The 19,330-nt window shown below is 47.1% G+C and carries 24 protein-coding genes, 2 tRNA genes, 1 pseudogene and 1 CRISPR repeat array; of the genes and pseudogenes, 15 read left to right on the forward strand and 12 right to left on the reverse strand.

Features of this window, described 5'->3' with window-relative positions; translation table 11 throughout:
• Positions 1-81: 81 nt before the first annotated feature.
• A complete protein-coding gene (locus tag THEAM_RS07700) occupies positions 82-1,374 on the forward strand; it encodes a carbohydrate porin (protein ID WP_013538274.1) in 1,293 nt (430 codons plus the stop codon).
• Positions 1,375-1,397: 23 nt separating this feature from the next.
• Here the strand turns inward: THEAM_RS07700 and THEAM_RS07705 are convergent, their stop codons facing one another.
• From THEAM_RS07705 to THEAM_RS07725, 6 genes are read right to left on the reverse strand one after another with little or no spacing between them, the layout of a single operon-like run.
• Positions 1,398-2,102, reverse strand: a complete 705-nt coding sequence (locus tag THEAM_RS07705; protein WP_041439554.1) for a TM1812 family CRISPR-associated protein — start codon at positions 2,100-2,102, stop codon at positions 1,398-1,400.
• A complete protein-coding gene (locus THEAM_RS07710) occupies positions 2,099-2,536 on the reverse strand; it encodes a CRISPR-associated DxTHG motif protein (protein WP_041439557.1) in 438 nt (145 codons plus the stop codon). Before THEAM_RS07710 ends, THEAM_RS07705 begins: the two co-directional genes overlap by 4 nt.
• The gene (locus THEAM_RS09870; protein WP_425478095.1) at positions 2,487-2,663 is read right to left on the reverse strand and encodes a hypothetical protein; all 177 of its coding nucleotides are present in this window, start codon (positions 2,661-2,663) and stop codon (positions 2,487-2,489) included. The genes THEAM_RS07710 and THEAM_RS09870 overlap by 50 nt, the downstream gene beginning before the upstream one ends.
• A 29-nt stretch (positions 2,664-2,692) precedes the next feature.
• Positions 2,693-3,547, reverse strand: a complete 855-nt coding sequence (locus THEAM_RS07715; RefSeq protein WP_013538275.1) for a radical SAM protein — start codon at positions 3,545-3,547, stop codon at positions 2,693-2,695.
• Positions 3,548-3,556: 9 nt separating this feature from the next.
• Positions 3,557-4,438, reverse strand: a complete 882-nt coding sequence (truD, locus tag THEAM_RS07720; RefSeq protein WP_013538276.1) for a tRNA pseudouridine(13) synthase TruD — start codon at positions 4,436-4,438, stop codon at positions 3,557-3,559.
• Complete coding sequence (locus THEAM_RS07725) at positions 4,428-5,633, reverse strand: bifunctional folylpolyglutamate synthase/dihydrofolate synthase (protein ID WP_013538277.1); 1,206 nt, start codon at positions 5,631-5,633, stop codon at positions 4,428-4,430. The genes truD and THEAM_RS07725 overlap by 11 nt, the downstream gene beginning before the upstream one ends.
• Before the next feature lie 57 nt (positions 5,634-5,690).
• Between THEAM_RS07725 and THEAM_RS07730 the strand changes: the two genes are divergently transcribed.
• Genes THEAM_RS07730 through cas2 (THEAM_RS07735) form a run of 3 tightly spaced genes read left to right on the forward strand, consistent with a single transcriptional unit; the run spans position 5,691 to position 7,065 of the window.
• On the forward strand, positions 5,691-6,509 hold the full coding sequence (locus THEAM_RS07730; RefSeq protein WP_013538278.1) for a TetR-like C-terminal domain-containing protein: 819 nt from the start codon (positions 5,691-5,693) through the stop codon (positions 6,507-6,509).
• A 47-nt stretch (positions 6,510-6,556) separates the two neighbouring features.
• Positions 6,557-6,772, forward strand: a complete 216-nt coding sequence (gene cas2, locus THEAM_RS09610; RefSeq protein WP_232203427.1) for a CRISPR-associated endonuclease Cas2 — start codon at positions 6,557-6,559, stop codon at positions 6,770-6,772.
• A complete protein-coding gene (cas2, locus tag THEAM_RS07735; RefSeq protein ID WP_013538280.1) occupies positions 6,736-7,065 on the forward strand; it encodes a CRISPR-associated endonuclease Cas2 in 330 nt (109 codons plus the stop codon). The genes cas2 (THEAM_RS09610) and cas2 (THEAM_RS07735) overlap by 37 nt, the downstream gene beginning before the upstream one ends.
• 183 nt (positions 7,066-7,248) lie before the next feature.
• A CRISPR array of direct repeats spans positions 7,249-7,589; the repeat unit is 35 nt; unit sequence GTCGCAATCCCGTCTACTTTTTCGGGCATTTCAAC.
• A gap of 159 nt (positions 7,590-7,748) precedes the next feature.
• Here the strand turns inward: cas2 (THEAM_RS07735) and cas2 (THEAM_RS09780) are convergent.
• From cas2 (THEAM_RS09780) to THEAM_RS09680, 5 genes and pseudogenes are all read right to left on the reverse strand, one after another.
• A complete protein-coding gene (gene cas2, locus THEAM_RS09780) occupies positions 7,749-8,114 on the reverse strand; it encodes a CRISPR-associated endonuclease Cas2 (protein ID WP_232203428.1) in 366 nt (121 codons plus the stop codon).
• 63 nt (positions 8,115-8,177) lie between these two features.
• A pseudogene (gene cas2 / locus THEAM_RS09875) lies at positions 8,178-8,378 on the reverse strand (CRISPR-associated endonuclease Cas2); the annotation flags it as partial.
• 3 nt (positions 8,379-8,381) lie between these two features.
• The gene (cas1, locus tag THEAM_RS07745) at positions 8,382-9,278 is read right to left on the reverse strand and encodes a CRISPR-associated endonuclease Cas1 (protein WP_013538282.1); all 897 of its coding nucleotides are present in this window, start codon (positions 9,276-9,278) and stop codon (positions 8,382-8,384) included.
• Positions 9,279-9,331: 53 nt separating this feature from the next.
• Complete coding sequence (locus THEAM_RS07750) at positions 9,332-9,583, reverse strand: hypothetical protein (RefSeq protein WP_041439562.1); 252 nt, start codon at positions 9,581-9,583, stop codon at positions 9,332-9,334.
• A 9-nt stretch (positions 9,584-9,592) separates the two neighbouring features.
• Positions 9,593-10,309, reverse strand: coding sequence for a hypothetical protein (locus THEAM_RS09680; protein ID WP_013538283.1), 717 nt, complete (start codon positions 10,307-10,309; stop codon positions 9,593-9,595).
• An 85-nt stretch (positions 10,310-10,394) separates the two neighbouring features.
• Here THEAM_RS09680 and THEAM_RS07755 point away from each other — a divergent pair, with 85 nt between their 5' ends.
• From THEAM_RS07755 to THEAM_RS07785, 7 genes are all read left to right on the forward strand, one after another.
• Entirely contained in the window at positions 10,395-10,856 is a 462-nt protein-coding gene (locus tag THEAM_RS07755; protein WP_013538284.1) for a phosphatidylglycerophosphatase A family protein, read from the forward strand.
• On the forward strand, positions 10,849-12,267 hold the full coding sequence (gene accC, locus THEAM_RS07760; RefSeq protein WP_013538285.1) for an acetyl-CoA carboxylase biotin carboxylase subunit: 1,419 nt from the start codon (positions 10,849-10,851) through the stop codon (positions 12,265-12,267). Before THEAM_RS07755 ends, accC begins: the two co-directional genes overlap by 8 nt.
• Before the next feature lie 11 nt (positions 12,268-12,278).
• Complete coding sequence (oadA, locus tag THEAM_RS07765) at positions 12,279-14,135, forward strand: sodium-extruding oxaloacetate decarboxylase subunit alpha (protein WP_013538286.1); 1,857 nt, start codon at positions 12,279-12,281, stop codon at positions 14,133-14,135.
• A gap of 43 nt (positions 14,136-14,178) precedes the next feature.
• Positions 14,179-14,255 (forward strand) — tRNA-Pro (locus THEAM_RS07770).
• 85 nt (positions 14,256-14,340) lie between these two features.
• Positions 14,341-14,643, forward strand: coding sequence for a hypothetical protein (locus THEAM_RS07775; protein ID WP_157629631.1), 303 nt, complete (start codon positions 14,341-14,343; stop codon positions 14,641-14,643).
• The gene (locus THEAM_RS07780) at positions 14,643-16,142 is read left to right on the forward strand and encodes a YifB family Mg chelatase-like AAA ATPase (RefSeq protein WP_013538288.1); all 1,500 of its coding nucleotides are present in this window, start codon (positions 14,643-14,645) and stop codon (positions 16,140-16,142) included. The genes THEAM_RS07775 and THEAM_RS07780 overlap by 1 nt, the downstream gene beginning before the upstream one ends.
• 10 nt (positions 16,143-16,152) lie before the next feature.
• Positions 16,153-16,623: a hypothetical protein gene (locus THEAM_RS07785; RefSeq protein WP_013538289.1), complete on the forward strand. Its 471-nt coding sequence runs from the start codon at positions 16,153-16,155 to the stop codon at positions 16,621-16,623.
• Here the strand turns inward: THEAM_RS07785 and aroC are convergent.
• Positions 16,612-17,760 (reverse strand): chorismate synthase, encoded by a 1,149-nt coding sequence (gene aroC / locus THEAM_RS07790; protein ID WP_013538290.1) that lies wholly within the window; start codon positions 17,758-17,760, stop codon positions 16,612-16,614. The two genes, THEAM_RS07785 and aroC, sit on opposite strands and share 12 nt — an antisense overlap.
• A gap of 83 nt (positions 17,761-17,843) precedes the next feature.
• On the opposite strand from aroC, the gene THEAM_RS07795 reads away from it, so the two are divergent.
• The 4 genes from THEAM_RS07795 to THEAM_RS07810 all read left to right on the forward strand — a co-directional run bounded on the left by THEAM_RS07795 (position 17,844) and on the right by THEAM_RS07810 (position 19,304).
• Positions 17,844-17,920: transfer RNA gene (locus tag THEAM_RS07795), tRNA-Arg, on the forward strand.
• Positions 17,921-18,020: 100 nt separating this feature from the next.
• Entirely contained in the window at positions 18,021-18,371 is a 351-nt protein-coding gene (gene rplS, locus THEAM_RS07800) for a 50S ribosomal protein L19 (protein WP_425478110.1), read from the forward strand.
• Positions 18,353-19,081, forward strand: coding sequence for a ribonuclease HII (locus THEAM_RS07805; protein ID WP_013538292.1), 729 nt, complete (start codon positions 18,353-18,355; stop codon positions 19,079-19,081). Before rplS ends, THEAM_RS07805 begins: the two co-directional genes overlap by 19 nt.
• Positions 18,987-19,304 (forward strand): YraN family protein, encoded by a 318-nt coding sequence (locus THEAM_RS07810; RefSeq protein WP_232203441.1) that lies wholly within the window; start codon positions 18,987-18,989, stop codon positions 19,302-19,304. The genes THEAM_RS07805 and THEAM_RS07810 overlap by 95 nt, the downstream gene beginning before the upstream one ends.
• Positions 19,305-19,330 lie beyond the last annotated feature (26 nt).

Genomic DNA, 19,330 nt, shown 5'->3' on the forward strand with positions numbered 1-19,330 from the left:
TAAAACCGATAATCAAATTACAAACTTTTGTATTACCCATTATACACATTTAAACAAAACTGTGAATACGAGGAGGCGAGCGTGGTGAGGAAAGTACTTGCAGCAGCTACACTGGCGGCCCTAGCAACAGTGCCCGCACAGGCCCAAACCGACCAGGAAGTCCTCAGGGAGCTCCAGATGCTTAAAGAGCGTATCAACAAGCTGGAGCAGGAGCTCAGGGAGAAAAACGCTAAAGAAGAGAAGGTGGCCAAAGAGGTGGCCCAAATCAAAGAGGCCCTGAGCAGGGTTGAGTTCTCCGGAAACGCCGTAATCTACTACCAGGGAGCTGCGGCGGGGAAGCTCAACGGAGAAGAAGTTCCCAACCCTTCAGGAACGGGACTCGTTGCCAACCTTGAGCTCACCGCAAAGGTGACACCGGGAGGCATACTCTACGGCAGGCTCCACGCAGGCGAGGGAACCGGAGCAGACGCCAACGGCATAGGAGACTCCCTCTTCGCCAACCTGAACACCCTCTCAGACGACAACCCGGGAGACGACACCTTCAGGCTCCTCGAGCTCTACTACTCCCAAGAGCTCTTCGGCGGCAACCTCAACCTGATAGTGGGTAAAACAGAACCCTTCATACTCATAGATACAAACGAATTTGCAAACGACGAAGTGAGCCAGTTCGTCGGTAAACCCTTCGTAAACAACCCAATGGTAGACCCCGAAGACCACTTTGCCCCGATGGTGGGAGTGGACTGGAAGCTCACCGATACCCTGTCCTTCCAGGGAGTCGCACAGAGTAACACCGAATCTACAATTTACTGGGACGGCTCCTCCTGGAGCGTTAAAGAGAAAGACCCTTACCAAGACGCCTTCGACAAACCGGTTCTTGCCGCACAGCTAACCTACTCTCCCGAACTCAACGGCCTTGAGGGGAACTACAGGCTCTACATCTGGAACGACAGGGCAGACCTTATAAAAATCGGCCAGCAGACAGACAACCCCACCCAGAAGCCCAAAACGGCCAAAGGAGTAGTGGTAGGCATCTCCTTCGACCAGTGGCTAACAGAGAAGCTGGGAGTGTTCGGCAGGGCGGCAGTAGGAAACAGCGTTTACCCCGACCAGCAGTTCTACTCTTTAGGATTTGTATACCAAGGCCTCCTTCCTTCAAGACCTAAAGACCTTTTTGCCTTCGGAGCCGCAGCGGCACTGCCAAACAGAGAGGCCGAGTATAAATCCCCCGAGTGGCACTTCGAAACCTACTACAAAATCCGCCTAACCGACTCCCTCTCTATAACCCCCGACTTCCAGGTGGTTCTCAACCCGGCGGGCAACTCCAACAACGATCCGATTTACGCAGGAACAGTAAAGGCGGAGCTCTCCTTCTAAGGGGGCTCCGCCCCTACCGATTTCTACTCCAAAAGCGCAAACCTCTCCATCTCTTCCCGAACAAACTTCTTAACAGTCTTCTTCCTATCGGGTCTGTACCGTAAAAGGATTTCTCCCGTAGAACTCCTTTTAAGCTCAACAACATTTCTCTCGAAACCTGCGTGGGCAAAGAAGTTCCTCTTATCCGGGTGGGCTCTATCTTTCCGTTTATCGTCCGATTCTTTTTGTTCCTGCTTATCAGAATTCGCAAGGTAGTCGTTGTAAGGAACTCCCTCACCCTCCAGCAAGCGGACAACAGAGCACAAACTCTCAAGAACCGAAAAAGCGAAAACGGCCACCCTAACAGAATCTTGAAATGTCCCACTCCTCTTTACGGAGAAAGTTCCATCCTCGTAGGTACACTCTGTAAGCCTTCGATAGTCGGAAACGCACCTTTCCAAAACTTCATTCAACCCCTCGTAAAATCTCTTAATAGAAAGGGCCTCTTCTGCAAGAAGCAGGGGTAAACCAAAAGCTAAAGAGCCGTACAAAATGTACAACTCTTCAAGCTTATTCTCCCTGCAAGACCTTCTCAGTTCACTGTGATTTGTCTTTACAAAGGATCTTTTATCTTTAAGTGTTCTTTCTAATGAAATTTTCGGAATTAATAACGCCTCTTCAACAACGTTAATATTTGAATCTGCAACTCCGGTTACTACAGGGTCGGCGTTGTAGGCAACAAATTTCACCTTTCTGAAGTTAGCAAGAAGCGAAAAAACTCCTTTAACGCTCTATAGGTAAGGACCGGAACAAAATTTAAACCATGAGCAAGGTCCAACATAACCTCAATTTCATCGTTATCAGAAAACAATCTGTTGTTCTTAAAGAACTTATAGAGTTCAAACAGGAAAGCGTAAAAGTAATCGGTTGCTTCCCCTTCAACTCGTATAGTAACTCCATTTTCAACTCCTCGAGGCGGAGGGAAAGTTCCCTTGCCCGGAAGGACAAAAATCTCAATCCTCCCTTCTTCAAGGCCCTGTGCAGATAGAAAACCTTTAACAGACTCCTTTACGTAATTAACGTGAGTTTCATAAGTTACCGGCTCCCCTTTAAGGAGAAGTTCCTTCTCTCTGTCATCTAAAAGAGAGTCGGGTACAATGATCGGGTACAATGAGAAGAACATAATCCGGCTCAAGGCTGTTCACTAACAATTTCAAAGAGGTTGCCGAACTTTCAGACCTACCATCAAAGTGATAGGTAACCTCGTTCCAGGCCTTAAAATTACCCCAAGGAGTAATCAACATCCTCATGCCACTTCCCCCTCAGTTATTTTTTAAGTTTAAACTGCAAGTCGCAGTTCCAGGCGCTTGGCATAGGCGTAAACCCTTTCAAACTCCTCTTCGGTTACCCTCCTGCATATCTCGGGATAGTCGCAGGCCCTGTAGAAGGGGTAGTACTGGTCCATAACGTTAACGTAGGTGTTCCTGCCCAGGTTCTCAGTTATCCAGTCCAAAACAGCCATACTGTCGTGGGTCCAGCCGGGCATAACAAGGTGACGAACCATAAGACCTTTTTCTGCAAGGCCGTAGTCGTTAACCTGAAGGTCTCCTACCTGGGAGTGCATTTCAAGAAGAGCTTCCTTAACCACTTCCGGGTAGTTGGGAGCTTTCAGGTACTTAGAGGCAAACTCTCTACTCAAAGTTTTAAAGTCGGGCATGTAAATGTCAACAAGCCCTTTAAGCTCTTTCAGAACCTCTACGCTCTCATAACCTCCACAGTTGTAAACTATCGGAACCCTTAGCCCCTTTGTTTTGGCTTCTTCTACCGCTGCAAATATCTGAGGCGTTTGGTGGGTGGGCGTAACAAGGTTGATATTGTGGCACCCCCTCTCCTGCAGGTGCAGCATAATATCTGCAAGCTCCGAAACCGAAATGTACTCTCCCTCCATAAGGTGAGATATCTGGTAGTTCTGGCAGAAAACACACCCTAAATTACAGCCCGTAAAGAATATGGTTCCGCTACCCCCGAAACCCACAAGAACCGGCTCCTCCCCGAAATGAGGGCCAAACGAAGAGACCATAGGCCTATCGAGAACTTTACAGAAGCCCGTTTCACCGTTTTTTCTCTTTGAACCGCAGTTCCTCGGACAAAGCCTGCAGGGGGAAAGGAGTGCCTCTAACTTCTCTAACGACAACTCGCCGCCTCACACCTGTATGTGTTTTAAATACATAGTAGCAAATGAACCTTTCGGTAGGTAGAAAAAGAGGTAGTTCCCGGTCTGTTTCACGTTCCGCGGAACAACGTAAAGCATTCGGTAGTCGCCCTTTATCCTGAGCATTCTAAGAAGGTCTAAAAAGGATTGAATATCAAATCCTTGTTCCTCCAGCAGTTTTTCGTAGTACGGCCGTGAGTGCAGAAGCTTTTTCTTGTAGCCCAAAATTGTCCAGAATTTGGGAAGTTCCTCGAGAGCACCCTCGAGCTCAGTAGGAATGAAAAACGACTCTTCCTCGTGGTAAACGTAGTAACCGGCAAAACGTTCCCTGAGGAACATCTCAAGGCTCTTGTTCCACAGGTATGAAAGGTACGCATCTATAAGGAAGTTCTGGGTCCAGCTCAGTTTCCTCTTAGCCGATGAGCTTAACTGCAGGAGAAACTCCCTTCCCCTTTCCCAGTTTCCGGAAATCCTCTGAACATCGTAGTAGTTTACAAAAGCTCCCCTAACCCTAAAGGGAAAACCGGAAACGTTAACGGCAAACTTGTTTCCCTTCAACTGCCCCACTTTTACCTTTTTACGAACCCTTCCGAGGAACTTCAAAATGAACCAGCTACCGGGAGCAAGCTCTTCTCTCAGGAAATTCCCGAGGAAAGCTTGAGAAGATACCCGCTGAGCGGTTAAGGCGAATTTATCCTTCAAACCGGCATAGGAGAGGTTGTAACGCTTACATACCTCTTTTGTAGTGAGGTTCCTTTTAACAAGCAGGTAAAGGTAGAACGAACCCTTTTCCTCTAAGGGGAAAGAGGAATCTTCAATTACTATGAAATCCTCCGGAACTCTCCTCTCCCAAAGGAACGGTTTAGCGTTCAATAAAACCTCCCAAGTAGAAAGAGCCGGTAATTACTACCGGAAAGTTAAGTTCTTTCAGAGAAATAGAGTCTAAAACCGAAACCCTATCTATACCCAAAAGACGAGCTTCCGAAACAAGCTCTTCAACGCTTACAGCCCTATCAAAGGGGAGCTGAAAAAGGTAAAGAGAACCTCCGCTCCACCTTAAATACCGAGCAACTGCCTCTAAATTACGGCCCTGTTCCTTATCCCTAAAACCTGAGTAAACAACGCTCCCCCTTAAACCGAGCTGCCTGAGCAACTTAAAAAGGGCATCAAGGGCCTGTTTGTTGTGGGCACCATCAAAAACGGCAAGGGGCTCCTTCCTTAGAACTTCAAAACGGCCCGGCAGTTTACTTTTTAGCTCCTTTGGGAAAATAAACCGTTTACCGAGAAACCGCTCAGACAGCTGCTGAGCAGCCCTCAGAGCAACCGACACGTTAACAGCCTGATGAAAACCAACAGAAGAAGTTTTAACCGGAACCGTGGCCATATAGAAAAATTCAGTTCCGTCAAACTCTACCTTCACGCCGTCTGCCCAGAAGTGTTTGCCGTAGAGGTGAAGCTCCGACACAGGCCTCCGTTTTAAAACATCAAGAACCGGCCGCTGCTGATTTGCAACAACTGCAACCATTCCGGGTTTCAAAACGGCAGCCTTTTCTACTGCAATAGCTTCAAGGGAATCCCCAAGATAGTCCCGGTGGTCGAAACCTACCGGCGTTACTACTCCTACTTGATGCTCCAAAACATTGGTAGCATCGAGCCTACCGCCGAGTCCAACCTCAAAAACGGCACAATCTACCCTCTCCCTCCTAAAAACCTCAAGAGCAAGAAGCAACGAAGCCTCAAAGTAAGTCAAAGAGAACTTTTCAATCAGCGGACGGACGGAATCAAAAGCCTCATTGAGTAACTGCTCCGAAACCTCCCGGGGACCTATCCTTATACGCTCACTAAACTTGTAAACGTGAGGAGAGGTAAAGAGCCCACACTTCAAACCGTTCCAAGCCAAAGACTCTGCGGTAGCAAGGGCAGTTGAGCCTTTACCGTTAGTTCCGGCAACAATTACAGAAGGGTAGTCTTTACCGCCAAACTCCTCAACAGCAGCCCTTACTCTTTCAAGCCCGGGTTTCCAAATAAACTCCTTATTGGCAAAAAACTCCTCAAACTTTAAAACCATGGCAGAGGAATTCTACAACTTCTATGCTAAAATTGAAAAAAAGCAATAGGATGAAAAATGAAGCTATTTGTCACAGAAAGTGGGGAATTAAAAACCGGCTGGGGGAAATTAATAATAAAAACCAAAACAAAGGGAAAAGAATTTCCCTTAAGCAAATTAGAGGCTGTCATTTTACTCAATAACTTGCAAATTCCTCAAAAGGCCATTGAGGATTTCAGAAAACATAATCTGTTAACAGTCCAAGTCAATGACGACCTAATCCGGATAATTACCACCCCTAAGCTTGAAAAGTTTAAATTCCCTGAACCAAACAGCTATAAATTTTACTCAATGATTCACCTCAAAAAGGAAGAAGCCCTCAGAACACTTCTATCTTTCCGTAGCGCCTCCGGAACCAGAGAACTACGCCAACAAAACAGAGCTTTCTATCAGAACATACTCAACAAAACCCTAAATGGAAGAGCGGAGTTGGGAAATAGAACAATCGACCAACTTATAACGTCGGAGTTTCTAAGATACGTAGACCAGTTTTCCTCAGTTAACCCCAAATCCCCCGAACTGAATAAGTTCGTTCTATTTATAACAGGCTTATCAAGGGCACTAACAGCCTACATTATGAAAGGCGAAGGGTACACGCCTGAGGAGGAAATCGTTGAAAAATTGGAGAATCTGCTCCTCCCCCAGAGACTCTTCATATGTGCCCATATGCTCAACACCGGCCTAATAGATACTGAAGAACTTACACCCAAAGGCCTAACCGAAGCAGGAAAGAAAATAGCCACAAAAATTCTCCTGGAGTTCACCTATAACGGAGAGTATTTACTCCCTGTCATATTCACAATCAGAAAAATTGTAGGTGAGGGAAAATTTCAATGATGTATTTAATTACATACGACATATCCAATGATAAAACAAGAACAAAAGTGGCAGACATCCTTGAAAAATTCGGCAAAAGAGTCCAATTCAGCTGTTTTGAAGTAGAATGCACTGAAAAAGAACTCTCCGAACTTTTCAAACGAATTGACAAACTAATAAATAAACAGACAGACCACGTAATAGCCTATCCGCTAACAAAAAACAGCCTTAAAGGAGAAACAGCAATATGCGGGAAAAGGGAAGAAAAAACTCCACCTATGTAGTTATCTACGACATTTTCAACTTTGAAGAAGAATATCAAGGTGCGTGGGTATCCTCAGACTACAGAAGAAGATGCAGAATTGCTAAAGAACTTCTAAAATACGGAGTTAGAATCCAAAGAAGCGTTTTCGAGATAGAAATTTCAAAAACACAAATCCCCAAACTCAAAGCAACTATCCAAAAATACTGCTCAAAAAGAGACAAAATCTTTATATACCTACTCGAAGATAAAGTCAAAAGCAGAGTAAAAGAAAAAGGAACACCATTTACTCCCAGAGATATCCAAATACTGTGACGAAATAGAGTTGCTGTAGGAAATTCCTAAACCCCATACAAGGAGAAAACCATGAAATTAATGGATGTTTTTGTATTCCTAATCATTATGTGGATTATCATCAAAGGTATCATAGACACCTTTAGAGAATAGGTTACAACCTTAACTCTAATTCCATAAATCCCCTGCTACCAAACCTTTCCTGCTGCAATCCCGTCTACTTTTTCGGGCATTTCAACATGAAGATGTGGAGGTTGAAGTATATTGGATATGATAAGTATCGGTCGCAATCCCGTCTACTTTTTCGGGCATTTCAACTATAACAACAACAATAATAATATACTGAGGGAAGATATTGTAATGTCGCAATCCCGTCTACTTTTTCGGGCATTTCAACGCAGATCGTAATTGAGATGAAACACAGTGCTGCCTCGTCGCAATCCCGTCTACTTTTTCGGGCATTTCAACATAATGCTTTCTGGGTCATTCCTACAATACGCTGTAGGAATGGTCGCAATCCCGTCTACTTTTTCGGGCATTTCAACCCTTGATGGGGAATAGCCATTACAAGCCAAGGTATTCATTTTACATTCGGCTTTCATACCATTGGTTCCCAAGGCTTCTCCCCAGTACAGGTTAGGATATACTAACATATTCTCTTCTTTCAAAGACCTTATTAAAATGATAACACACTCTCGGCCAATTCACAAGATATCCCTAAATGAAAGGTAGGAGCTTCCTATACGAATAATTTTCTTCTCACTACCCTTATCTATAGGATAGAGATAGACCTTCAAATTATCATCTATCTCGGCAAACTGCATAGCTAATACTGCTATTCTTGCGATAACATTAGGAGATGCCGGAACCTCAAAGGCGCTAAGCTGAACTCTTTCGGAGAACTCCTCCAAAATATCTGAGAATTTTATCCTAATCAAGTTGTCACTAATATCGTAAACCAGAAGATACTTGGAAAATTTACCGCTTTTTATTTCCATTTCGAGAGTATCTCTTAAAAAATAAAAGAATTTTCTGCGGGTAAGCCTACCTAACTCCTCTTTCCAATCCATCAAATCTTCGTAAATCTCTCCAAACTTCCGAGGAAAGCGTAATATATAAGAGCGGCAATAATTGCTAATCGGATAAAAGAAAACTCTATCTGTATCGTAGTTAATACGAACCGACAGTATAAGTGCAAGTTTTTTAATTATTTCCTGAGAGTAGTTCCCAATTTCAAAACAGCTGTACTGGACACGTTCTCCATACTTTTCGAGGATATTCGCCACCCGCAAACGCGTTTTGTTATCTCTTATATCATAAACCACAACATACATCACTCAAACAAGCTTCTCCTTCAGCTTTTTAATAAAAGAGTTAGCAGTATTTAAAACCTTCTTCTTCCTCTGGAACTCTGTTAACAGTAACAGTAAAAACTTGAGCTTATCTTCTCTAAGAGTAATTCCTCTTATAGTTTGCTCAAAATCTTCCTTTTTAAAAATTTTTGTTTCAAAAAGCTCAAAGACGAAATTCGCTATTTTAGGCCGCACAATTTCTATCACATCCGATGCCAACGAAGCGTGAGTGCCTCTTCTCCTATGAAAGAAGCCCATATAAGGGTCGAATCCACTGCCAATAACGTTGGCAGTTATAAGGTTGTAAAAATAGGAAAAAGCCAAACTCAAAACAGCGTTTACCGGGTCGGGAGGAGGATAGTACTCTCGAGACTTAAAAGAAAACTCCCCCAAATCTTTTTGAGAGTAGTAGCCATACATCAACTTCCCTAAGGTGCCGTCTAAGCCAAGAAGCGTATTTAGCGTATCTGCAACGGGAATTTTTTCCTCAACCTCTGTAATCTTTTCTGATATATCCGGAATAACCTCTTTAAGCTGATTACATTTTTTTAAAAGAAGCTCTCTAATTAGAGCATTAGCAAAGGCCTCTTCGGGGAAAAGCCTATATTGTGCCGCCCTTAAATTAACCGTAGAGCTTCCAAAATGCTCCGGGAGACTCACAGATACAACTTTCCCAAATCCGTTAACAAAAATGACAGGCCTATTATGATGAGACAGGAACCGGATTGCAGAAGAGGTTATAGATACCCCTGGAAAAAGGATTAAAAGTTCTATAACACCTAAAGGTACCGGCTTATTCCTGCCGTTTACACTTACCAACAAACGATTTGCCCTTTTCGATACCTCTGCTCCGTAGGAAGCAACAACTATCGGTCGCTTCAAATCCCCCTCAATGGTTATTAATGTTTAATAAGGGGGGAGAGCCCCTCCCCCCTTTAAGCCAATTTCTTCCTCCTCAACAATAAGAACCCAAGAGGTAGAACCATTATAAGCATATTAACAGCAAAATTGGTTTTAGTTGTATTTGAGAAAGAGCATCCTCCACCTGAAGACCCCGAACTCTCGTTTATCTCCTCATTTGCAGGCTCCACAGGCTGGAAGACCTGGTCTGAGTAAAGTCTCTCACCAACACTAAAGCTGTAACTTCCGGTTGTTCCGTTGGCCCCGCTTATACTGGCATACAGCATAGCAAACTCTCAAATTTTTTCAAAATTTAACACGTAATAACCATCTTCAACCCTTAAAACTTGAGAACACGGAGCTTCACACCAAAACCCCGGCAAATTCAACTCTCCACTTACTTCCACTAAACGGAAAGGACAGTTAAAAGCCTTCCAAAGAAGTGGGCTACGTCTGAGCTCATCTTTAGTTAAAGAGATGTGAGCAGGTCCGGTATCAACTGGAACAAATTCCAGCCAAAGCCTTCCTTTAGAACCTTTCACACGCGGAGCACTACGCGTTAACCTGCTCAAATAACGGTAAATTTCTCCATTTATACCGCTAACACAGGCTTCCTTTACAACTCTACCCCTATTTAAAAAGTAAACGCAGGTAGTAGGATTAACAAAGTCAACTTCAACTTTCTCTTTTTTAGAGGAATTGGTGATTTTTTTACCCTTTCCCATTAAAACTATGAGCCGTTCCTCTACCCTGGAATAGTCAAAAGCAAGTTTCCCTTGGCTTAAAGAGTCAATGTAACCGTAGCGCTTTCCGTCTTCAACGTAATGCTGAACAAAACCCGAAGAGGAGAAGTAGAAAACCTCTCTTCCCAGCAGATTGTTAGGGCCGCCTCTATTAAAAACTACGGAGAAGCTCCTTGAACACCCGAAATCGGCAGAGGTAACCGCCCGGCACCCCGTTGCCAAAAGGACTACAGAGAGTAAAAGAATCAGGTATAAACCACTCCCCCTCACTTTCGGTACTACTCCCCCTATTTGTAAATTATGATACCTTATTTTCCGCCCCGTTAACAAGTAGAATACGGTCGGGAGGTTAATAGTGCGGAAATTCCTAATGGAACTAATAGCTACGGCCCTCTACACCGGGAAGTTGCCCAAAATGCCTGGGACTTGGGGCTCTATATTTGCCACTTTGCTCGTTTACTTTTTCTGGCCCCAGAGTTTGAAACTGCAGCTCTTCATAGTTGCAATAACCTTCCTGCTGAGCGTTATCTCCTCCGACTACCTCTCCAAAGAGCTGAACTCTAAAGACCCCGACCAAGTGGTAATAGATGAAGTCCTCGGCATATTCATAACTTTCCTCGGTGTAAAGGCGCAACACAACCCAGCAGCTGCCCTGGCGGGCCTCATAATCTTCAGAGCTGTTGATATAATGAAACCTCCCCCCATCACCTGGTTTGAAAAACTCCCAGGCGGATGGGGAATAACGGCAGACGATGCAATAGCCGGCGTTGTCTCAAACTTGCTCCTGAGAATAGTTGGAGGTTTTCTCCATGTTTAAGAAGGTTCTGATAGCAAACCGCGGAGAGGTTGCTACAAGGGTCATAAGGGCCTGCAAGGAGCTGGGAATAAAAACCGTAGCCATTTACTCCGAAGCAGATGTCAACTCACTCCACGTTAAAAAGGCAGACGAGGCCTACCTAATCCACGGAGACCCTGTTAAAGCCTACCTCAACTACTACAAAATAGTAGATATAGCCAAAAGGGCAGGAGCAGAAGCTATACACCCGGGCTACGGCTTCTTATCCGAAAGGGCAGACTTTGCCGAGTACGCCCGCAAAAAAGGAATAGAGTTCATCGGCCCTTCGGTGGAACACCTGAGAATATTCGGCAGCAAAATTGAGTCTAAGAAGCTCATGAAAGAGCTGGGAGTTCCCGTTGCCGAAGGCAGTGAGAAACCGATAAACGACCTTCAAGAGGCCAAAGAGATAGCCAAGAAAATAGGTTACCCTGTGATGATAAAAGCGGCCCACGGCGGAGGCGGTAGGGGCCTTAGGGTGGCGAGAAACGAAAAAGAGCTTGAGACCCAGTTTCAGATAGCTGTTAAGGAGGCCGAGGCAGCTTTTGGAAAAGGCGAGGTTTTCATTGAGAAGTACATAGAGAATCCCAGACACATAGAGATTCAAATAGTGGCCGACAAGCACGGGAACGTTGTTCACCTGGGGGAGAGGGACTGCTCTCTCCAGAGAAGACACCAGAAAGTTCTCGAAATAGCTCCTTCCCCGGTTCTAACCAGAAGACAGAGGGAGAAGCTTGGAAAGATATGCGTAGAGGCGGCAAGGAAGATAGGCTACTACGGAGTAGGAACCTGGGAATTCCTCATGGATAAATACGGCAACTTTTACTTTATGGAAGTAAATCCCAGGCTTCAGGTTGAACACACAATAACCGAAGAGGTTACAGGAATAGACATCGTTCAGGAGCAGATAAGAATAGCCGCAGGAATGGGCCTCTCATTCTCCCAGAGAAACGTTCAGCTTCGCGGGTTCGCAATGCAGTTCAGGATAAACGCCGAAGACCCTTCCAAAGATTTCGTCCCGGTTCCCGGAACGATAACCGCCTACTACTCCCCGGGAGGAATAGGAGTAAGGATAGACGGCGTGGTTTACAAGGGCTACACAATTCCTCCCTACTACGATTCAATGGTGGCCAAGCTGATAGTTTGGGGAAGGAACTGGGACGAAGTAATCAGACGCTCAAGGAGGGCACTCGGAGAGTTCGTAATAAGAGGTGTGCCCACAACCATTCCCTTCTTTAAGAAGATACTGAACGACCCGGAGTTTGTTAAAGGGCAGTTCGATACCTCCTTTATCGATAAGAAAATCAAGGAGTTCACCTTTATTCAAGAAACCGACCCAGAGGTGCTGGCCCTTGCTATATCTGCAGCAATAGCAGCACACCACGGACTTTAACGGAGGCAGCAATGGGAAGGAAGATAGAGTTCACAGATGTAAGCCTAAGGGATGCCCACCAGTCACTCTTTGCCACAAGGATGAAAACAAAAGACATGGTGGAAATCGCCCCCGTAATCGACAAAGCCGGCTTTTGGTCGGTTGAGATGTGGGGCGGAGCAACCTTCGACGTGTGTCTGAGGTTCCTCAGAGAGGACCCGTGGGAGAGGCTCAAAGTTCTAAGGAAGCTTATGCCCAACTCAAGATTACAGATGCTCCTCAGGGGCCAGAACCTTGTAGGCTACCGCCACTATCCAGACGACGTTGTCAGGGCCTTTGTGAGAAAGGCTGCCGAAAACGGCATAGACGTCTTTAGGATATTTGACGCTCTAAACGACCTGAGGAACGTAGAGGTGGCCGTTGAAACCGCCAAAGAGATGGGGAAAATCGTAGAAGGCGCCCTCTCCTACACCATCAGCCCCGTCCATACAGAAGACCTCTACATAGAGCTGGCCCTTGAATTTAAGGAGATGGGAGCCGACATAATCACCATAAAAGACATGGCGGGCTTGCTCTCTCCCGAAAGGGCCTACTCCTTGGTTAAAGCGCTCAAGGAAGAGGTGGGCCTACCGGTTCACGTTCATACCCACTGCACAAGCGGCATGGCCGAAATGGCACAGTTAAAAGCAATAGAGGCCGGAGCCGACATAATAGACGTTGCAAGCTCTCCACTTGCCTCCGACACTTCCCACCCGGCAGTGGAGACAATGGCCTATACCTTAGGTGAGTTCGGATATGAAATCGGGTTCGACAAAGAAGCCCTTAAAAAGATGGCCCAGCACTTTAAAGAGGTAAGAAAGAAATACAAGAAGTACGACATAGACTTCAAAGGCATAGATGCTGCCGTTTTAGAGCACCAGATTCCGGGCGGCATGATTTCCAACCTCATTAACCAGCTAAAAGAACAGGGAGCACTCGATAAGTTGGAAGAGGTTCTGAAAGAGGTTCCGAGGGTTAGAGAGGACTTCGGATACCCGCCCCTTGTTACGCCGACAAGTCAGATAGTAGGTACACAGGCCGTCTTGAACGTTCTTGCAGGCGAGCGCTACAAGATGATTACCCAGGAGACTAAAAACTACGTAAAAGGACTCTACGGAAGACCTCCGGCTCCGATTAAAGAGGAGATTATTAAGAAGGTTCTCGGAGATGAAGAGCCGATAACCTGCAGACCCGCAGACCTTCTTCAGCCGGAGCTGGGAAAGTGTAGGGAAGAGATTAAGGACCTTGCCAGAAGCGAAGAGGACGTTCTCTCCTACTGCCTCTTCCCGAAAGTGGCAAGGGAGTTCTTTGAGTGGCGCGAAAAGGTTGAGAAGGGAGAGATACCGGCCATCTCGGAAGAGGACCTACAGGACATGGAGGAGGAGGAGAGGAAGTGCCCACAACCTCTTGCTCCCACCGAGTTTATCGTTAACGTTCACGGCGAGAGCTACCACGTGAAAATCGCCGGCGTAGGGCATAAGAAGGAGGGTAAAAAGCCTTACTTCATCAAGATAGACGGCAGACTCGAAGAGGTTGTTGTTGAGCCCCTTGTTGAGGTAGTACCAACCGGAGAAGAGGTTGAAATTGCAGGAGAGTTAACATCCGCCTCCAAGAGGCCGAGGGCCACTAAGGAGGGCGACGTCACCTCTCCTATGCCCGCAAAGGTGGTTGAGATTAAGGTTAAAGAGGGCGATAGAGTCCAGGAAGGTGACGTTGTTGCCATAGTAGAAGCCATGAAGATGCAGAACGAGGTTCACGCCCCCATAAGCGGCGTTGTTAAGGCCATTTACGTTAAACCGGGGGATAACGTGAACCCGGATGAAGCTTTAATGACAATAGAACCCGAATAGGCGGTTGAAATTGCCGACCGATTTCCTATATTTACTTGTGCGTCGGGGCGTGGCGTAGCCTGGTAGCGCGCTGGCATGGGGGGCCAGAGGTCGCCCGTTCAAGTCGGGTCGCCCCGACCATTTTCTTTTTAAAGAACAAAAATTCGGCGGTTCAGTGAAGGGGGCAGTAAAAACTCTAACTGCTCTGCTAACTCTTACAGCAACTTTGTTTCCTTACCTACCCGGGATAGGAGCAGAAACGGGCTGGAAGAGGTTTGATAGAAGCTCCACCTACTTTAAACCATTCGTTACAGTAGAAAACCCGAAAGATAAGCTCGTAGTGTTCATTACACCATCCGGCAAGGTTTACAAGGGAAGGTGTAGGAAGAGAAAGGCAAAGAACAGATGTAGGGTGTTTCCGGGGAAAAGGTTTTACTCGCCCGATGAGGCAATCTACTACCTTGTAGTCAGAATCAACCCGCCGAACCCGCCGGAGGTCTTAGAAAGCGGCGTAATAGGGGAGTATTAGTGGTATCCAAGGTAAAGAGCTTTTCTACCTACGGAGTAGACGCAATAGAGATTACGGTTGAGGTCGACTCCTCCAAAGGGCTGCCGGGAATAATAATCGTTGGCCTCCCCGATTCCGCCGTAAAAGAGAGTAAAGAGAGGGTTCGCTCTGCAATAACCAACAGCGGGTTCAGGTTCCCTGGAAAGAAGTTCACCGTAAACTTGGCACCTGCAGGCGTGAGGAAAGAAGGAACGAACCTCGACCTTCCAATAGCTTTAGGGATACTTGCCTCTCTTGGGGTTGTTAAAGGTGAAAAGCTCAACAGCTACCTTATAGCAGGGGAGCTCGGCCTTTCGGGGGAGCTTCACCCGGTTAGGGGAACGCTATCGGCGGCCGTTTTGGCAAAGGAGAAGGGGTTAAAAGGAGTTATAGTCCCTCCGGAGAACGCATCGGAAGCGGCCCTCATAGAAGGGATAGAGGCGATACCGGTAAAAAGCCTAAAAGAGGCAGTGGAGTTTTTAAACGGAGAGCTTCACTCCCCTCCAGTTAAACACTCTCCACCCGAATACACCGCAAACTACGGCGTAGACATGGCAGAAGTGGTGGGCCAGCTTCAGGCAAAAAGGGCCCTTGAGATAGCCGCAGCAGGCAAACACAACGTTTACATGGTGGGCCCGCCGGGCTCGGGCAAGACCATGCTTGCAAGGCGGCTCCCCACAATAATGCCCCAGATGAGCCAAGAAGAAATAATAGAAACGAGCAAAATCTACTCGGTTGCCGGCCTTATCCACCAGGTTCCCGTTGTGCAAAGGCCGTTTCGCTCACCCCACAGCAGTGCATCTGAGGCCTCCATAATAGGAGGGGGAAGTTCAGTAAAGCCCGGAGAGGTAAGCCTTGCCCACAACGGCGTTCTTTTCTTAGACGAGCTTCCCGAGTTTAAAAAGAGTGTAATAGAGGCCCTCAGGCAGCCCCTTGAAGACCGTATAGTAACCGTGTCCCGAGCTTCCGGCTCCTTCACCTTCCCTGCAGACTTCCTCCTTGTAGCGGCAAGCAACCCGTGTCCGTGCGGGTACTACGGTTTTAGCGACGGCGTCCACTACTGCAAATGCACTCCTCTCCAGGTAAAGCGCTACAGGTCTAAGGTTTCCGGCCCTATAATGGATAGGATAGACCTCCAGGTAACCGTTCCCGCCGTTAAGCCCGAAGAGTTCAAAGGAGATAAAGGAGAAAGCTCTGCTAAAATAAAAGAAAGAGTTTTAAAAGCCCGAGAGATACAGAAAAAGCGGTTTAAGGGCTCAAAAATCTCGTTCAACGGCCAGATGGGAAGAAAAGAAGTTAAAAAGTTCTGCAAGCTTACACCGGAAGCCGAAGAGCTCCTTAACCATGCAGTTTCAACCTTAGGCCTTTCAGCCAGAGCCTACAACAGAGTTTTAAAGGTTTCCAGAACAATCGCGGACTTAGAGGGTTCGGATAAAATCCTTCCTCACCATGTTGCCGAAGCTCTGAGTTATAGGGAATGAGGAGGTAAATATGAAGGCAAACAACCTACAGACTGTAGCCGAGGAAAAATTTAGAGAGTGGCTGGATAAAATGAACTATCCCTACCTCTATATAGAACAAAGCATAAACACCTTCTCCAAGTTCTTTAAAGGAACCTCTAAACGCCCAGACTTCCTCATTATTGTAAAAAACTTCGGCATCATCGCTGTAGATGTTAAAGAGAAAAAACCTTACGGAGCTAAACTTTCATTTACACTTGATGAAAAAAACGAGGTGGAAAAATACATTGAATTTGAAAGGTTAACACGACTACCGGTTTGGTTTGTATTCTGCGCAAAGGGGAATTATGATACTTGGTACTGGATTCCCTTATCAAGGGTCCTCTCGTGTAAGCAAGAAACAAATAACAGTGACGGTAGCAAGTTCAGAGTCATAGAACACAGTGACTGCATCATCATACAACCTAACAAAAATGACGGCATCTCAAGACTAATAGAATAACAAACGGAGCTCCTCAAAGCTGTCGGCGGGGTAGCGCTCAAGGAGAGCCGCAGTAATAACTATCGCCAGCATTGCCTCGCCGACAACGGCGGCTGCCGGAACCGCACACACATCCGAGCGCTCAACGGAGGCCTCAAAAGGCTCCTTGGTTTTTATATCTACGCTCCTTAACGGCTTGTAAAGGGTGGGTATCGGCTTCATAGCAGCCTTTACAACTATCGGCTCACCGTTTGTTATACCTCCCTCTATACCACCGGCGTTGTTGGTAAGCCTGTAAAAGCCCCTCTCTTGGCTGTAGAAAATCTCGTCGTGAACCTTTGAGCCCGGAAGGCGTGCCGCCTCAAAGCCCAAACCTATCTCAACACCCTTAATCGCCTGGATAGACATTATAGCCTGGGCAATTCTGCCGTCTAAACGCTTATCCCACTGGGTATGGCTCCCGAGCCCCACAGGAACGCCGGTAGCAAAAACAACGAAAACTCCGCCGAGGCTCTCTCCCTTGGCTTTGGCCCCATCTATCTCCCTTTTGAACGTCTCTTCAACTTCCGGGTCTGAAACCGGAATTCTGACCTGGGAGTTTTCCGCGTTTTCAAAGAGTTCTTTGAAGCTCTTACCCTCTATTGCCTCCATCGGCACCTGAGCAGAGCCTATAGATAGAACGAAACTTCCCACCTCTATGCCGAGCCTACGAAGTAGGTCTTTACACAGGGCCCCTGCTGCTACCCTTCCGGCGGTTTCACGGGCAGAGGAGCGCTCCAGAACGTTCCTCACATCATCGAAACCGTACTTTAAAACGCCGGGGAGGTCTGCATGGCCGGGTCTCGGGCGGGTAACCTTTTTCTCGGGAGGGAGCTGCCCCGGCTCGGGTCTCATAACCTCTTCCCAGTTCTTGTAGTCCCTGTTCCACACGGCCATGAGAATGGGAGAGCCCAAAGTCTTCCCGAGGCGAACGCCGCTTAAAAACTCAACCCGGTCTTTCTCTATCTTCATCCTGCCGCCGCGACCGTAACCCTTTTGACGGCGGGCCATCTCCCGATTAATGAAGTCGAAGTCTACGGGGAAGTTGGCGGGGAACCCCTCAAGGTAGGCGAAAATCCCCTTACCGTGGCTCTCTCCGGCCGTGTAGAACCTAAGCATCAAGCTCCTCCGGAAGTTTTGGCAAATTTTAGCCGTTTATTGTTGACAGTTCAAACCGTTTTGCCTATCTTTCCTATTGCCGTGCGCCCGTAGCTCAGCAGGATAGAGCGCGAGATTCCTAATCTCGAGGTCGCAGGTTCGAATCCTGCCGGGCGCACCACTTTCCGTCTTGACTTTTTTTTATTTTCCCCTACAATTTCCCCGCTAAACTTAGGGAAAGCTTAGGAGGTTTTATCATGCTCGGCGGACTCGACGCCCTCATGAAGGCTGTTCAGGAGAAATACATCAGGAAAGACATACCCGAGTTCAGGGTCGGAGACACCGTAAGGGTTTACGTTAAAGTTAAGGAAGGGGATAAGGAAAGGATTCAGGCGTTTGAAGGCGTTGTCATCAGGAAAAGGGGCGGCGGAACAGACGCCACCTTCACCGTAAGGAAGGTATCCTACGGTATCGGAATAGAGAGGACCTTCCCCCTTCACTCCCCGGTTGTTGACAAAATAGAGGTTCTCAAGCGCGGTATCGTAAGAAGGGCAAGGCTCTACTACCTCAGGGAGCGTAAAGGTAAAGCTGCCCGCATTAAAGAGAGAAAGGAGTGGATGACCAAGAAATAATCTCCATAGAGAAGAGCCTGTGGTCTAAGGGCTACAGGTTCGTTGCCGGAGTTGACGAGGCGGGGAGGGGCCCGCTGGCAGGTCCGGTTGTGGCGGCCGCGGTGGTTTTCTCCCCCCACGTTAAACCTTTCCTGTTCAGGGACTCAAAAAAATTAACAAAACGGGAGAGGGAAAGGTTATTTAGGGAAATCCTCAAGAGCGCATACGCCGTAGGTGTAGGTTTTGCAGATTCTACCGAAATCGATGAGTTAAACATCTACAGGGCCACCCTGCTCGCAGCGGAAAGGGCCATAGAGGAGCTCCCTTTGAAACCCGACTACCTGATAACCGACTACTTGAAGATTCCGAAGTTTGCAGGCAGGCTCATCGCGATACCGAAGGGCGACGAGAGGAGCTTCTCCTGCGCCTGCGCAAGCGTTGTGGCAAAGGTGGTTAGGGATTTCATAATGGAGGAGCTTCACACCCTCTTCCCCAACTACGGTTTCAACAAACACAAAGGCTACCCCACAAAGACCCACTACGGCGCCGTTAGGAGCTTCGGACTATCGCCGGTTCACAGGAGGAGCTTTGGGAAGCTCTCACAGGAGAGGGAAAACGGGGGAAATAGCGGCTTCCCTGCATCTACAGAGGAAAGGCTACTCTATTATCGAGAGAAACTACAGGTGCTCCTGCGGAGAGCTGGACTTAGTGGCCTACCACAAGGAGAGTAAAACCCTCGTATTCGTAGAGGTCAAGTCGAGGAAGCGGGGAGGCCCGGTAAACCCGGAAGAGGCGCTAACGAAAGCCCAGGCAAACCGTATAAAGCGGTGTGCAGAGGCCTTCCTGGCCGAAACTTCCGTCAGCTACGCCGAAGTCAGGTTCGACCTAATAGCCGTTGAACTCTCGGCAGACGGAACTCCTTTAAACACCGTTCACATCGAGGACGCCTTTTAAAAAAAGCCAAGATTGATATAATCTGC

The organism is Thermovibrio ammonificans HB-1 (assembly GCF_000185805.1).
Taxonomy (GTDB): Bacteria; Aquificota; Aquificia; order Desulfurobacteriales; family Desulfurobacteriaceae; genus Thermovibrio; species Thermovibrio ammonificans.

Excerpts from the sequence above, each read along its gene's own strand:
- THEAM_RS07730 (WP_013538278.1), top strand. The coding sequence starts at position 5,691 with ATGAAGCTATTTGTCACAGAAAGTGGGGAATTAAAAACCGGCTGGGGG.
- THEAM_RS07785 (WP_013538289.1), top strand. The coding sequence starts at position 16,153 with ATGAAGGCAAACAACCTACAGACTGTAGCCGAGGAAAAATTTAGAGAG.
- THEAM_RS07750 (WP_041439562.1), bottom strand. The coding sequence starts at position 9,583 with ATGCTGTATGCCAGTATAAGCGGGGCCAACGGAACAACCGGAAGTTAC.
- accC (WP_013538285.1), top strand. The coding sequence starts at position 10,849 with ATGTTTAAGAAGGTTCTGATAGCAAACCGCGGAGAGGTTGCTACAAGG.
- aroC (WP_013538290.1), bottom strand. The coding sequence starts at position 17,760 with ATGCTTAGGTTCTACACGGCCGGAGAGAGCCACGGTAAGGGGATTTTC.
- THEAM_RS07710 (WP_041439557.1), bottom strand. The coding sequence starts at position 2,536 with ATGTTCTTCTCATTGTACCCGATCATTGTACCCGACTCTCTTTTAGAT.
- oadA (WP_013538286.1), top strand. The coding sequence starts at position 12,279 with ATGGGAAGGAAGATAGAGTTCACAGATGTAAGCCTAAGGGATGCCCAC.
- rplS (WP_425478110.1), top strand. The coding sequence starts at position 18,021 with ATGAAGGCTGTTCAGGAGAAATACATCAGGAAAGACATACCCGAGTTC.
- THEAM_RS09870 (WP_425478095.1), bottom strand. The coding sequence starts at position 2,663 with ATGAGGATGTTGATTACTCCTTGGGGTAATTTTAAGGCCTGGAACGAG.
- cas2 (WP_013538280.1), top strand. The coding sequence starts at position 6,736 with ATGCGGGAAAAGGGAAGAAAAAACTCCACCTATGTAGTTATCTACGAC.
- cas2 (WP_232203428.1), bottom strand. The coding sequence starts at position 8,114 with ATGGATTGGAAAGAGGAGTTAGGTAGGCTTACCCGCAGAAAATTCTTT.
- THEAM_RS07725 (WP_013538277.1), bottom strand. The coding sequence starts at position 5,633 with ATGGTTTTAAAGTTTGAGGAGTTTTTTGCCAATAAGGAGTTTATTTGG.